At 51.4% G+C, this 13,861-nt stretch carries 15 protein-coding genes and 3 tRNA genes; 3 read left to right on the top strand and 15 right to left on the bottom strand.

From position 1 onward, the window contains the following. Positions 1–18: 18 nt before the first annotated feature. Both AB8818_RS19850 and AB8818_RS19845 read left to right on the top strand, forming a co-directional pair. Positions 19–246: a DUF4224 domain-containing protein gene (locus tag AB8818_RS19850; protein ID WP_371199973.1), complete on the top strand. Its 228-nt coding sequence runs from the start codon at positions 19–21 to the stop codon at positions 244–246. Beyond that, a complete protein-coding gene (locus AB8818_RS19845) occupies positions 246–1,256 on the top strand; it encodes a tyrosine-type recombinase/integrase (RefSeq protein ID WP_047362879.1) in 1,011 nt (336 codons plus the stop codon). Before AB8818_RS19850 ends, AB8818_RS19845 begins: the two co-directional genes overlap by 1 nt. 126 nt (positions 1,257–1,382) lie before the next feature. Here the strand turns inward: AB8818_RS19845 and AB8818_RS19840 are convergent. The 6 genes from AB8818_RS19840 to uvrY form a co-directional block, all read right to left on the bottom strand. After that, positions 1,383–1,469 (bottom strand) — tRNA-Leu (locus tag AB8818_RS19840). A gap of 12 nt (positions 1,470–1,481) precedes the next feature. Next, a tRNA-Cys gene (locus tag AB8818_RS19835) sits at positions 1,482–1,555 on the bottom strand. A gap of 46 nt (positions 1,556–1,601) precedes the next feature. Next, positions 1,602–1,677 (bottom strand) — tRNA-Gly (locus AB8818_RS19830). A gap of 152 nt (positions 1,678–1,829) precedes the next feature. Then, positions 1,830–2,378: a CDP-diacylglycerol--glycerol-3-phosphate 3-phosphatidyltransferase gene (gene pgsA / locus AB8818_RS19825; protein ID WP_116339001.1), complete on the bottom strand. Its 549-nt coding sequence runs from the start codon at positions 2,376–2,378 to the stop codon at positions 1,830–1,832. A gap of 56 nt (positions 2,379–2,434) precedes the next feature. Continuing rightward, complete coding sequence (gene uvrC, locus AB8818_RS19820) at positions 2,435–4,267, bottom strand: excinuclease ABC subunit UvrC (protein ID WP_151412574.1); 1,833 nt, start codon at positions 4,265–4,267, stop codon at positions 2,435–2,437. Then, entirely contained in the window at positions 4,264–4,920 is a 657-nt protein-coding gene (uvrY, locus tag AB8818_RS19815) for a UvrY/SirA/GacA family response regulator transcription factor (protein ID WP_013096026.1), read from the bottom strand. Before uvrY ends, uvrC begins: the two co-directional genes overlap by 4 nt. Positions 4,921–5,384: 464 nt before the next feature. Here uvrY and AB8818_RS19810 point away from each other — a divergent pair, with 464 nt between their 5' ends. Beyond that, complete coding sequence (locus tag AB8818_RS19810; protein ID WP_014832453.1) at positions 5,385–5,609, top strand: DUF2594 family protein; 225 nt, start codon at positions 5,385–5,387, stop codon at positions 5,607–5,609. A 66-nt stretch (positions 5,610–5,675) separates the two neighbouring features. On the opposite strand, the gene sdiA is transcribed toward AB8818_RS19810, so the two are convergent. From sdiA to AB8818_RS19765, 9 genes are all read right to left on the bottom strand, one after another. Continuing rightward, positions 5,676–6,398, bottom strand: a complete 723-nt coding sequence (sdiA, locus tag AB8818_RS19805) for a transcriptional regulator SdiA (RefSeq protein WP_116338997.1) — start codon at positions 6,396–6,398, stop codon at positions 5,676–5,678. Between the two features lie 217 nt (positions 6,399–6,615). Next, positions 6,616–7,368, bottom strand: coding sequence for an L-cystine ABC transporter ATP-binding protein TcyN (tcyN, locus tag AB8818_RS19800; protein WP_041909387.1), 753 nt, complete (start codon positions 7,366–7,368; stop codon positions 6,616–6,618). Beyond that, entirely contained in the window at positions 7,365–8,033 is a 669-nt protein-coding gene (gene tcyL / locus AB8818_RS19795) for a cystine ABC transporter permease (protein ID WP_163329837.1), read from the bottom strand. Before tcyL ends, tcyN begins: the two co-directional genes overlap by 4 nt. Before the next feature lie 21 nt (positions 8,034–8,054). Continuing rightward, entirely contained in the window at positions 8,055–9,041 is a 987-nt protein-coding gene (dcyD, locus tag AB8818_RS19790) for a D-cysteine desulfhydrase (protein WP_116338991.1), read from the bottom strand. A gap of 107 nt (positions 9,042–9,148) precedes the next feature. Further along, the gene (gene tcyJ / locus AB8818_RS19785; RefSeq protein WP_047652374.1) at positions 9,149–9,949 is read right to left on the bottom strand and encodes a cystine ABC transporter substrate-binding protein; all 801 of its coding nucleotides are present in this window, start codon (positions 9,947–9,949) and stop codon (positions 9,149–9,151) included. An 86-nt stretch (positions 9,950–10,035) separates the two neighbouring features. Continuing rightward, the gene (gene fliZ / locus AB8818_RS19780) at positions 10,036–10,587 is read right to left on the bottom strand and encodes a flagella biosynthesis regulatory protein FliZ (protein WP_061097767.1); all 552 of its coding nucleotides are present in this window, start codon (positions 10,585–10,587) and stop codon (positions 10,036–10,038) included. Positions 10,588–10,641: 54 nt separating this feature from the next. Beyond that, positions 10,642–11,361, bottom strand: a complete 720-nt coding sequence (locus tag AB8818_RS19775; protein WP_014170714.1) for an RNA polymerase sigma factor FliA — start codon at positions 11,359–11,361, stop codon at positions 10,642–10,644. 129 nt (positions 11,362–11,490) lie between these two features. Next, complete coding sequence (gene fliB / locus AB8818_RS19770) at positions 11,491–12,696, bottom strand: flagellin lysine-N-methylase (RefSeq protein WP_192984975.1); 1,206 nt, start codon at positions 12,694–12,696, stop codon at positions 11,491–11,493. A 62-nt stretch (positions 12,697–12,758) separates the two neighbouring features. Further along, positions 12,759–13,583: a flagellin gene (locus tag AB8818_RS19765; RefSeq protein ID WP_047362882.1), complete on the bottom strand. Its 825-nt coding sequence runs from the start codon at positions 13,581–13,583 to the stop codon at positions 12,759–12,761. Positions 13,584–13,861 lie beyond the last annotated feature (278 nt).

Below are 13,861 nucleotides of genomic sequence, written 5' to 3'. Positions count from 1 at the left end.
TGAGTGGAGAGCTATACGATGAGCGGACAAAGCCAACGTTTTCTTACCCCTGATGACCTCTATCAGCTTACTGGTTATCGTCGCCCTTCCCTTCAGTGCCGAGCACTGAAAGAAAGCGGTGTGTTTTTCGTGCCACGAAAAGATGGCAGGCCAGGCACTACATGGGATCATGTAACTAACCCTGCAGGCCTCAAGCTGATAGTGAACAATCCAGAGGAAGAAGAACCAAACTTTAAGGACATGTAATGCCCAGAATCCGCAAAAACCCAGAAGATAACTGGATGCCGCCCCGCGTTCGTCGGGGCAAGTCAGCCTATGAATTCAGAACGCCAGACGGCAGAACGGTGAGATTGTGCAATCACGATCTTACTAAGTCTCAGGTCTGGGCAGCCTATGAAAACTTCATTAACGATATCAAGGTAGGTTCCAACTTCCACGCACTTTGCGAAGAGTTTTTTAACTCTGGTGACTTCCATGAACTGGCCACCGAAACCAGAAAGGACTACAGAAAATATGGCGCAAAGGTAAATGTTGTTTTTGGGAAGATGAAGCCAGACAACATCAAGCCTGAGCATATCAGGAAGTATATGGATAAGAGAGGTGTAAAAAGCAGGGTTCAGGCGAACCGAGAGAAAGCGTTTATATCGAGGGTTTTCAGGTGGGCATATGAGCGCGGAAAAGTGAAGATGAACCCTTGCCAAGGGGTTAAGCAATTTAAGGAAAAAGCGAGAACTCGCTATGTCACCGATAAGGAATACGAGGCTTTATTAAGCGTTGCTGGTACCCCAGTGAAAGTTGCTATGGAACTTGCTTATTTATGTTGTGCAAGGCAGGGAGATATCCTGGACCTGAAGAAAAGCCAAATCCTCAATGAAGGGATAATGATTCAGCAGAGTAAAACAGCCGTTCCTCAAATTAAGGCTTGGACGGAGCGATTGGATAATGCAGTCAGACTTGCTGAATCTCTTCCTCTAAATACAGGAATGGTGAGTATTTATCTGATCCACCAGCCATCAGGTTTGAGATATACAAGAGATGCGTTTAACGCGCAGTGGATGAAGGCGAAAAAGTTAGCCGCTGAAAAATTTCCTGAGCTCGAATTTAACTTCACGTTCCACGATTTAAAAGCAAAAGGGATATCAGATCTGGAAGGCACTCTTAACGAAAAGCAGGGAATCGCCGGTCACAAAAATGCGTCACAGACAGCGCGTTATGATAGAAAAATTCCTATAGTTCCGGTAGTTGGTGGGCAGTAATGCCCTCTTTTTGTGGCGAAGCTGAATGGCGAAAGAATGGCGAATGGCGAAAATTAGGCAATAAAAAACCACCTTTCGGTGGTTTACACGACACTGCTTATCATTGATTTTATTCTGGTTTTCCCATGGTACCCGGAGTGGGACTTGAACCCACACAGCGCGAACGCCGAGGGATTTTAAATCCCTTGTGTCTACCGATTCCACCATCCGGGCTCGGGAAGAAAGTGGAGGCGCGTTCCGGAGTCGAACCGGACTAGACGGATTTGCAATCCGCTACATAACCGCTTTGCTAACGCGCCGTAAAACTTTTCAAACTGACACCCGCTGCTGCGCATGTCTTTAATCTGGAGCGGGAAACGAGACTCGAACTCGCGACCCCGACCTTGGCAAGGTCGTGCTCTACCAACTGAGCTATTCCCGCATGTCATCAAGCTTACTGCTAACTACTTGATTTCACTATCGTCCGGCTTGCTGTGCCGCCGTTCGATGCGTTGCATTCTACTGATATGACGTTATGAGTCAACGTTATTTTTTGCTTCCCCGGATCGTTTGCTGAAAATTACGGCGAAACGATCACTGTTCAAGCAAATCCCCGCGCGCAGCGTTCAAATATTGCAGCATTGACCACAGTGTCAGCACCGCCGCTACCCACAGAAGACCGATCCCCGCCCACTCTACCCAGGCGTTCGGGCGCCAGAGCATCCAGACCAGCGAGGCCATCTGCGCGGTTGTTTTCACTTTACCAATCCAGGACACCGCCACGCTGCTGCGTTTCCCCAGCTCAGCCATCCACTCGCGCAGCGCAGAGATGATGATCTCACGGCCGATCATGGTTGCGGCGGGCAGCGTCACCCACCAGGTATGATAGTGCTCAGCCACCAGCACCATCGCGATAGCGACCATGACTTTATCGGCTACCGGATCGAGAAACGCGCCGAAACGGGTGCTTTGGTTCCAGCGGCGCGCCAGATAGCCATCAAACCAGTCAGTTACCGCTGCGATAAGGAAGATCAATGCGCAGGCAAACGGTGCCCAGACAACCGGCAGATAAAATGCCAGCACAAAGAACGGAATGAGTACAACACGAAAGAGAGTGAGCAACGTAGGGATATTATATTGCATAGTGACGGTAACTATTTGTTGTCAGTAAAATTTAGCTCTATGTTGCTACAGAGCCCTCAATGTTTCAACGAGTAGTAGATCTTTTCTGCCAGCCCTTGCGAAATACCCGGCACTTTTGCAATTTCCTCCATGCTGGCGTTGAGTAATCCTTGCAATCCGCCCATATATTTCAGCAGCATCTGGCGGCGTTTTGGCCCCACGCCCTCAATGGTCTCAAGCGTGCTCGTGTTTTTGACCTTCGCCCGTTTTTTGCGGTGCCCGCTGATGGCATGGTCGTGCGACTCATCGCGAATATGCTGGATAACGTGCAGCGCCGGGGAGTCCGGTGGCAGGCTGAAGCCCTCGCCTTCCGGTTCGAAGAACAACGTCTCCAGACCGGCCTTACGATCGGCCCCTTTTGCCACGCCTAACAAAAGCGGATGGTTTTTGTCCCACTCAACGTCAAGCGACTCGAATACCGCTTTCGCCTGACCAAGCTGCCCTTTCCCGCCGTCGATAAGAATGACGTCAGGGATCTTGCTTTCTTCAATGGCCTTACCGTAGCGACGGCGGAGCACCTGATTCATGGCCGCATAGTCGTCACCCGGCGTGATGCCGGTGATGTTATATCGGCGATACTCGGCGCGCAGCGGGCCGTTGGCGTCAAACACCACACAGGACGCCACCGTCTGCTCACCCATCGTATGGCTGATATCGAAACATTCCATTCGCTTCACTTCCGGCAACTTCAGGAGCGTCGCCAGCGCGGTTAAACGCTGGCTGACCGTGGATTGCTGGGACAGTTTCGTGGTGAGCGCCGTCGCCGCGTTGGTTCGCGCCAGCTTAAGATAGCGCGCACGATCGCCGCGCGGTTTGGTTTGAACATTGACCCGACGGCCCGCCAGTTCGGAAAGCGAATCGGCCAGCAGGGTTTTATCGTCAAGATTAAAATCAAGCAAGATCTCGGAGGGCAACGTGCGCATCTGGCTGCCCTGCAGATAGAACTGGCCGACAAACGTTTCCACCACTTCTCCCAACTCAGTGCCGCCAGGCACTTTCGGGAAATAACTGCGGCTGCCGAGCACTTTTCCCTGGCGAATGAACAGCACATGCACGCAGGCCATGCCGGCATCGAAGGCCACGCCGATAACGTCGAGATCGTCACCGGTATTCGAGACAAACTGTTTCTCAGTGACTCTGCGCACCGCCTGGATTTGGTCGCGGATCCGCGCAGCTTCTTCAAACTCAAGCGCGGCGCTGGCTTTTTCCATTCGCGCAATCAGCTGGGTTAAGACCTGATCGTCTTTGCCGGCTAAGAACAGGCGTACATATTCTACCTGCTGCGCATACTCGTCTTCACTGACCAGCCCGGCAACGCAGGGGCCAAGGCAGCGACCAATCTGGTACTGCAGACACGGGCGCGAGCGGTTGCGGTAGACGCTGTTTTCACACTGGCGGATCGGGAAGATTTTTTGCAGCAGCGCCAGCGTCTCCCGCACGGCATAGCCATTCGGGAAGGGGCCGAAATATTCACCCTTCGCATGTTTTGCGCCGCGGTGCATCGCGAGCCGCGGATGCGTATCGCCACTCAGAAAGATAAACGGATAAGACTTGTCGTCCCGCAGCAGCACGTTATAGCGCGGCTGGTAGAGCTTAATATAGTTGTGCTCAAGCAGCAGCGCTTCCGTCTCGGTATGCGTCACGGTGACATCAATATTCTGAATAAGTGAGACCAGCGCTTCGGTCTTACGGGAGGCAAGGTTGCTGCGGAAATAGCTGGAAAGACGTTTTTTAAGATCTTTGGCCTTCCCCACATAGATAACCGTACCGCCAGCGTCATACATCCGATAGACGCCTGGCTGGCTGGTTACGGTTTTCAGAAATGCTTTTGAATCGAATACATCACTCACTGACTTAACAACGTCTCCGCGTTACATAAACCGTGCCGGATGGCCAGATGAGTCAGTTCAACATCACCATGGATGTTCAGTTTACTGAACATTCGATAACGATAGCTGTTGACCGTTTTCGGGCTGAGATTCAGCTGTTCTGAGATCTCATTCACTTTCTGACCCTTGGTGATCATCAGCATAATCTGCAATTCACGCTCAGACAAACTGGCAAACGGCGATTCCGTTTTCTCGGGTTCAATCTGGCTCAGCGCCATCTGCTGCGCAATGTCAGAGGCAATGTAACGCTGCCCGGCAAAAACAGAACGGATAGCATTGACGACTTCCTGCGGAGCGGCGCCTTTGCTCAGGTAACCGGCTGCCCCCGCCTGCATCACCTTCGCGGGCAGTGGGTTTTCAGTATGCACGGTCAGCATGATGACTTTCGTGTCAACAAAGGTACGCGCGATTTTGCGTGTTGCCTCAAGACCACCGATACCGGGCATATTCATATCCATCAGCACCACATCGGCCGAGTTTGTGCGGCACCATTTTACGGCATCTTCCCCACAGCACGCCTCACCGGCAACTTTAATACCTTTAATATCTTCAAGAATGCGTCGTATCCCTGCGCGCACCAGTTCGTGGTCATCAACAAGAAGGACGTTGATCAAAGGAAATGTCTCCAGAATAGGGATAACGCTACTGAGTGATAATTTGGCTTATATTAACGGTTTTCATCACAAGATTAAAACGTTAAAAAATCGGCCATTCGATTTTGGTCTCGTTTTTGGAAATTAGCCTGTACAGTCCATGGAAAGAGAGCCCTGCCATCAGAGCTTTTCCGGCTTTTTTTAAGCATCTGTATTCAAAAAGTTACAAAAAGCTTGCATGTTTTTCTCGCGGAAAAACTGTCCTCAAATTTTTGTAACAATAATTAACGGCAAGTAAACCAGGCGCAAACAATTAATAGCCGTACCAGAGCATCAGTTTACCGTCTGGCTGCGTTTACGCAAATAAACACCGACGTAAAAGTACGAAAAACAACCGCTGCATTTTTTGCTGCAGCTTGTGGTATACTCCGCCGCCTTGACTTTCGTCGTCGCGCTTTAGCGCCGTTTAATAATGAGGAAAATAAATGAGCACACCTGAATTTGCCACTGCGGAGAATAACCAGGAACTGGCACAGGAAGTAAACTGCCTGAAAGCGCTGCTAACGCTGATGCTGCAGGCGATGGGCCAGGCTGACGCTGGTCGTGTGATCATTAAAATGGAAAAACAAATCGCGCAGATGGAAGACCAGGCGGAATCGGCCGTATTTGCTAACACCGTTAAGCAAATCAAACAAGCGTACCGCCAGTAACAAAAAACGGCTGGATGCAGTGCATTCAGCCGTCCACTCGTCTGTCACGCAGAACGTACTCTCTAATCAGATCAATCCCGTAGCCGCCGCGTAACAGGCTATCTGCGTCTTGTTTGGCGCATTAAATTTTTTCTGCATATTCTTCTGATGGAAGTTAACCGTATTCTCTGAAATAGAGAGAATGATCGCTATTTCCGCAGACGTCTTCCCTTCCGCAGTCCATTTCAGAATTTCTCGTTCGCGTTTGCTGAATTTCATCTCAGGCGGCATAACCATCTCATCTTCAAAACGCAACAGCGCGGTTAATGCCATTTGCACCAGCATCTGAAGCCGCAGCTCTATTTCCTCGCCGGCAAATGGTCCTTCCTGCACGCTAGTACGAGAAACAGAGAGGAAGCCGAGCGCATGATTAGGCAGCATCAGACACTGCGTTATTCCCGAACGTAAGCCGAAGTCCTGCGCACTGCTCCATAATTCCTGAGCATCCGCGAATAATGCGTCCGTCCAGGGTAAATGCCCCTGAATGAAATTCTCCGGCTTAAGCACCGGATCGATGGTGAAATAGTTCGCTGATTGATATTGCGCCAGCCACTGCTGCGGATAAGTGGCATACACAGAAATTTTAGGTCGCGTAAACGGCACGGGATGGCGCACACAGAGTGCGTAATAATCGAATTCCAGCGCCTGAGTTTGTCGCTGAAGTTCCTGATATACCTCGGCGGCACAGGTCAATTCCTGAAACCGGAGGGAGCAATCCCGTCGCCAGGTGAAAAAGTCTGAATCCTTCATACTTACTAAAAGAAGCCTCTGAAAAGATAATCATTATTATGGTGAATATAAACTAACACATAAAACTTATTTCTAACTACAAAATATCGGCAATAGTGCAACTGCGCTATAGATAAGGGCTATTCTGGCCGGGCGGAATAAAAGAACATCGTTTAAGGAGTAGAGCGAGAATAATTTGCTCCAGAGAAAGTTTCTGGAGCAAATCAGTGCAGAAATGCTACTGCATGAGGAATTTTTCCAGGAACTGACGGGTTCGCGGCTGCTGAGGATTAGCAAATAAGCTTTTCGCCGGTCCCTGCTCCACAATTCGCCCCTGGTCCATAAAGATGGCCCTGTCCGCCACATCGCGCGCAAAGCTCATCTCATGCGTCACGATGACCATGGTGCGTTTTTCCTGCGCCAGCTGGCGGATGGTGTTCAGCACCTCACCCACCAGCTCGGGATCGAGCGCGGAGGTCGGTTCATCAAAGAGGATCACATCAGGCCGCATCGCCAGCGCCCGCGCTATCGCCACGCGCTGCTGTTGCCCCCCCGACAGGCGGCGCGGATAGCTGGTTTCTTTACCTGCCAGCCCGACTTTGGCGAGCAATTCGCGCGCGCGAGCCGTCGCTTCTTCTTTTGGCTCACCTTTTACTATGACCGGTCCTTCAATAATATTCTCCAGCACCGTGCGGTGCGGGAAAAGGTTGAAGCTCTGGAACACAAAGCCAACATGCTGACGCAGGCGGCGAATCAACCCTTTCTGCTGGCTGATGGATTTACCGGTATCAATCGTTATCTCCCCAACCCGAATGGTGCCCCCTTCCGGCTGTTCAAGCAGGTTGATACTGCGCAGCAGCGTAGTTTTACCCGATCCGCTCGGGCCAATAATCGCCACTACTTCGCCCTGCTCAACTTCCAGGTCGATCCCGTGGAGCACCGTTTGCCCGTGGAATTTTTTCACCAGGTTTTTAACGTCGATAGCACTCATTTTGGATCACGCTCCTGGCGGTTAAGCTGGTTTTCAAAATAGTTTTGCAGCGCGGACAACACCGTCGCCATCACCCAGTAGATCAGCGAGGCGGCCAGATACATGGTGAAAACTTCAAGGGTGCGTGAGGTAATGAGCTGCGCCTGACGGAACAGCTCCGGCACCTGAATGGTTGCTGCGAGTGAGGTGTCTTTCACCAGGCTGATGAAGCTGTTGCTCAGCGGCGGAAGCGCTACCCGTGCAGCCTGCGGCAGAATCGCGCGACGCAGCGTCTGCCACGGCGTCATCCCAATACTGGCCGCCGCTTCCCACTGGCCTTTATCAATTGACGAGATCGCCGCGCGGAGGGTTTCGGAGGTATAGGCCGCCGTATTGAGCGACAGCCCAATCATTGCCGCCGGGATCGGATCCAGCTCGATCCCGAACTGCGGTAAACCGTAGTAGATCATAAAGAGCTGGGCGATGAGCGGCGTACCGCGAAACACGGAGATATAAAAGCGCGCCAGCCAGCGTACCGGCAGGATGGGCGACATGCGCATTAAGGCCAGAATAAAACCCAGCACCAGCCCGAAGAACATCCCGCCGATACTGAGCTGTAACGTAAATACCGCACCTTTCAGCAGGAACGGCAGCGAATCAATAACCAGTTGAATACTTTCTTGCATTATTATTTTTCGACCTGATTTTTAGACATGAGGATGATAAGCAAACAGCGCGGGCGCCCCGCCGGTGTGCACAAATAAAATCGGCCCTTCATCCTTAAAGCGTTTCTGCGCAATGCCATCGATAAGCCCGGCCATCGCTTTGCCCGTGTAGACCGGATCGAGCAGTATACCCTCAAGGCGCGCCAGCAGCTTAACTGCTTCCATCCCCTCTTCGTTAGGCGTCCCGTAACCCGGTGCAAAATAGTCATCCCAAAGCCGGATCTCGGCCCTGGCCTTCAGCTCCAGCTGCTCTGCCACCGCCTGTTGCAGAGTCACTACTTTTGGCTTCTGGTCCGCGACGCTGCGGGACACCGTCACGCCAATCAGCTCAACCTCCGGCAGCAGCTGTTCAAGCCCCACCGCCAGCCCGGCATGCGTGCCCGCGCTTCCGGACGCGACGACCACCGACGAGAGGCTAACGGCGCCCTCGCACTGCTGCGCAATTTCCAGCGCACTTTCCACATACCCCAGCGCGCCCAGCGCATTCGAACCACCGACGGGAATAACGTAGGGACGGAAACCCTGCGCTTCCAGACGCGTGGCCAGTTCGTTAAGCTGCGAGGTCGGGTCGGTCAACGCATCCACCATCTCCACCTGCACGTTAAACAGATCCAGCAGCAGACGGTTACCGTTGGTCAGATAGTTTTCCGCCTGCGTACCTATCGGGTTTTCCAGCAGGGCCACGCAGTGAAGCCCGAGCTTTGCCGCCACGGCCGCCGTCTGACGAACGTGGTTAGACTGAATGGCCCCGGCGGTGATCAGCGTGTCCGCCCCTTCGCGCAGCGCGTCAGCCGCCAGAAACTCCAGCTTGCGCAGCTTATTGCCGCCCATCGCCATCGGCGTCACGTCATCGCGCTTAATAAAAATATCGCGTCCCAGATAATCAGAAAGTCGCGGCAGGTACTCCAGCGGCGTCGGCGCACCGATAAACTCCAGACGGGGAAAGCGCGTTAGATTCTGTAGTGACATGGATTCTCCGGTAACTCAGACAAAATGTGATATTTTTCATTATGCACGCAGACGCGTAAGAAATAAAAAAGGCGCTTTTGAAAGCGCCTTTTTTTCACGTCACCGACTTATTTGGTGACGTCTGCCCCGAACCACTTCTCAGACAGCGCCTTCAGGCTGCCGTCTTTCTGCATGTCAGCAATCGCGGAATCAATGGCTTTCACCAGATCCTCATTGCCTTTACGAACGGCCACGCCGGATTCCTGACGAGAGAACGCATCACCCGCTACCGCGAGGGTATTGTTGGTTTTCTTCACCAGATCCAAAGCGGCCAGACGGTCAACCAGAATGGCGTCGATACGGCCTACGCGCAGGTCCTGATATTTCGTCGGGTCATCATCATAAGTGCGGATATCCACACCCTGAACGTTCTGGCGCAGCCACTCTTCGTAGTTGGTTCCCAGACCGACGCCAACTTTTTTGCCTTTCAGATCGGCAGCCGTTTTGATGGAGCCTTCGTTACCTTTCTTCACCAGCGCCTGAATACCGGACACGGTGTACGGCGTGGAGAAGTCATACTTCTTCTTACGCTCGTCAGAAATGGTCACCTGGTTAATCACCACGTCAATGCGTTTGGAGTCCAGCGAAGCCAGCATACCGTCCCATTTGGTCGGTTTCAGCGAGGCCTTAACGCCGAGGTGTTTCGCCAGTTCTTCTGCAAATTCCACTTCAAAACCGGTGAGTTTGCCGTCATCACCCTGGAAACTGAACGGAGGATAGGTTCCTTCCAGCCCAACCAGCAGCGTGCCGCGCTCTTTTACTTTATTCAGCAGGTTTTCTGCGGCGAACGTTTTTACGCTCATGCCCGCAACCAGCGCGACGGCCATAACTCCCATCAGCGCCTGACGACCCAGAAGTGCAAATTTCATAAATACCCCGATATAGTGGAATTTTTACGTAGTGTAGAGAAATCGCCTGCAACGTCAAAGGCGACTGCGCTACATCTTATTCTTTTTTAATATATATCAGAAGTTGTTCCGGCGAGCGCTTTCTGCTTCACGGAACCCGGCATTTGCACCTTATATTGCGCATACTTGCGCAGCGCAATACGGTAGTTGTTGGTGCTGGTTGCAGGCAGCCACGGCTCCAGATTTTCATCCAGATAACCAGTCTTGAGCAGATCGCGAGAGATATTGTTAACGGTCAGATGCTGACCAAGGCGGCGCAGGCGAACCACATATTCGCGCACGGTGCCGTGGCTCATCTCCGTTTGTTCGAACAGAAACTGCTTGAAGCCGATGATGTCGAAGAAGTCGCTTTGCTCTTTGCAGTGAAGATCGCCACAGAAACGGCAAAGCGCCACCCACTCTTTTTGCTCTTCGAGCCACGCGGCTTCATCCATTAACGTGTCGAGGCGAGAGATTGCGATTTTATTCACGATCTCGCCGCGGCGAACCAGCGTGATACGATCGAGTAATTTGTTACAGTGGGCGCAATGCGTCTGGCTGTGTTTAAAGTCTTTCAGGTAGCGGCTTAAAGGCCGTCTTTTAGATTGCTGCACCGTCATGATAACTCCTGGTTGTCAATACGTTGTGCGGCATTTTTCGGGTGATTGAATCACCTATAACTTACCCAGCTTGGTTCGTAAGCGTTTAATGGCCTGGCTGTGCAGCTGGCTAACCCGCGACTCCCCCACCTCCAGAACCGCGCCAATCTCTTTGAGATTAAGCTCTTCCTGGTAATAAAGGGTCAACACCAGCTGTTCGCGCTCAGGCAGAGCCTCAATCGCTTCCATTACGCGCTGGCGTAAATTCCCTTCCATTAAATGGTGTAACGGGTTTTCCTGCTGGTGCTCGTCCGTCACCAGCTCGATGCTATCGCCATGCTCTTCGCGCCACTCGTCATAGGAGAAGAGTTGGCTATTATTGGTATCGAGCAACATCTGACGATACTCTTCAACAGCAATGCCAAGACGTTCCGCCACTTCGGTTTCCGTTGCGTTGCGTCCCAGTTCCTGTTCCAGCTGCCCCATCGCATGCGCCACTTCGCGCGCGTTGCGGCGAACGCTGCGCGGCACCCAGTCGCGGCTGCGCAGCTCGTCCAGCATCGCACCACGAATACGCTGAACTGCGTAAGTCGTAAATGCCGTTCCTTGCAGAGCGTCGTATCGGTCAACTGCATTCAATAACCCGATACCGCCCGCCTGTAGCAGATCGTCAAGTTCCACGCTCGCCGGCAAGCGCACCTGGAGGCGCAATGCTTCGTGACGCACCAGCGGGACATAACGCTGCCACAGCGAGTGTTTATCCATTACACCTTCAGCGGTATAGAGTGAATTCACGATAAACAGCCCTGCGTTAGTTGAGTTATCGGCATGATTATCCGATTCTGCAGGGCGTTCAATTGGATGAAAAAGGGGGATAAAGTGAGGTTATTCTGAGGTTGCCCGCATCAGGGGCAACTTTTCTGGCTAAATTAACAGTTGCAGCAATGAGATATCGTCGCCCAATTTGACGCTATCTATATGTTGATGAAAGAGCTTTCCTGCTTCCTGATTATGCTGGCTCAGGGAGTGGAAGCTGTAAATAACGTCAATAATATTGTCTTGTTCAATTTTCCCCGCCGCGATGGCGTGACCGGCAAGCAGCGATTTGAGGAAATAGAACTCCGCGACGATTAAATAGAGATTATTCAACATGCTGCGGCCGTTGCTCTGCGGGAAGCCCTGCTCCCAGAGCTTGTATTTAAAAAAGTTCTTAAACAGGTGATCGTTTTCCGTCAGGTAACCGCCCGCCACATCGCGCCACACGGACTCGATGTTTTCCATGACCTTTTCTGCCGAAACGGTGTCATCGACAGATTCAAACTGTTGATAAAGCTGGTCAAAATAACGGTTTAATACGGCGCCACCGCGGGCCGTCGCTTTCTTCGTAAAGTAACTTTGGATGAGCGAGATTAACGCGAATTTCAGGCTGTAGTTCTGATTAAACCCGCCTAACTCCTTCTTGATTTTACCGCTCACCAGCTCGTTCACCAGCGAAAAATAAACCGTTTCGAGCGTGCCGATATTCTCTTCCAGATTTTCGAGCTTTTCAGCCACCATGAGGAATTTCACCACGGCATAAACTTGTTCTTCAACGCTCACCGCCTCAACGCTAAATAGGTTCTGGCAGAAAAGATTGATGACCTTAATCTTCAAATCCATAGCTGGCGCATTATTAACGTCCTGCTGAACGCTGATGGACTCCATCATCGACATCGACGCCCGATCGTTCAACAGCAGTCGGGTGACTTCCGGACACGAGAGATTGAGCGATTTTTCAATTTCGGTTTTATAGACGCGGTTTGTCCGTGGGAATGTCGAACAGGTTGGGCTTAACGCCTGAGCCCCCATGGCGCTATGAATAGAACAGAGCTTTTCCGTATCCATAAACGGGCAATTTTTACTTTCCGTATGGAAAATCACTTCGCCCCAGTTGCCATACTGTTTTTTTGTGACTTTTATCGCCGTTTTCGCCGTGTGACGAATGGCGGTATTTTTACTGTTCAGATAGCGGTTAACGGAGGATTTATCAAACGCGATGGTCCAGCCCTGACAACAATGTTCACGACATTCCCCACCGACACAGGAAAAATCTGCGACCAGTTTAGGCTGGGTAATAACGATCTGTTTCACGGGCGGATCCTCAAAATTCAGAGACAAAAAAACCCCGCCGAAGCGGGGTTTGATGCGTAATATTAACGCAGCAGAGACAGAACGGTCTGTGGAACCTGGTTTGCCTGAGACAGAACAGAAGTACCAGCCTGCTGCAGGATCTGCGCGCGGGACATGTTGGAAACTTCAGTTGCGTAGTCAGCGTCCTGGATACGGGACTGAGCAGCAGACAGGTTGTTAGAGGTGTTGTTCAGGTTGTTGATTGCAGAAGTGAAGCGGTTCTGCACAGCACCCAGACCGGAACGAGCGGTATCAACTTTAGCGATTGCTTTGTCAATGGTGTCCAGATCGGTAGCAGTCATTGCTTTCAGGTCGATTGCGTTCACACCCAGAGTGGTGGTGTCAGCTTTAGCACCGCTCAGATCCAGATCGATGGTGTCGCCGTCGTTTACGCCAACCTGAATTTTAACCACACCAGCAGTACCAGCAGAACCATCCAGCAGTTTGATGCCGTTGAAGTCGGTTTTGCTGGCAACACGGTTGATTTCAGCCAGACGAGCGGTAACTTCATCCTGCAGAGATGCCAGGTCAGAGGTGCTGTTGGTGCCGTTGCTTGCCTGAACAGCCAGTTCACGAACGCGCTGCAGGTTGTTGTTGATTTCGTTCAGGGAACCTTCAGCGGTCTGCGCCATGGAGATACCGTCGTTGGCGTTACGTGCAGCCTGAGTCATACCTTTGATCTGAGCGGTCATGCGGTTTGCAATCGCCTGGCCAGCGGCATCGTCTTTCGCGCTGTTGATACGCAGACCTGAAGACAGACGCTCAATAGCAGTGCCCAGAGAAGACTGAGATTTGTTCAGGTTGTTCTGAGTAGTCAGGGACAACAGGTTAGTATTGATAACTGCCATAATTTTCTTTCCTTCAAAAATTGGGTTTTAGGTCCGGTGCCTAACACTCACAGCGTCTCTCACCGTCAACAAGGTTATCGACGGGTCCCGAAAAGACTTTAGAATCAATTTCGAAAAAATTATAACCAAATGATTATTAACGATTTTATTTTTAAAAAATCAATTAAGATTTATCATAAGGTTATTATTTAGGTCTTTTTATTACGTGGAATATGCCAAAAAAGGCACACATTTATCCGTGTTATTGACGCGCTAAAAAATCGTCCCAAAGTGCAATC

It is taken from the genome of Enterobacter sp. KB-280D8, assembly GCF_041399405.1.
Lineage (GTDB): Bacteria > Pseudomonadota > Gammaproteobacteria > Enterobacterales > Enterobacteriaceae > Enterobacter > Enterobacter cloacae_N.
Note: the sequence above shows the minus strand (reverse complement) of the source record. Positions and strands in the feature narration are given on the sequence as shown.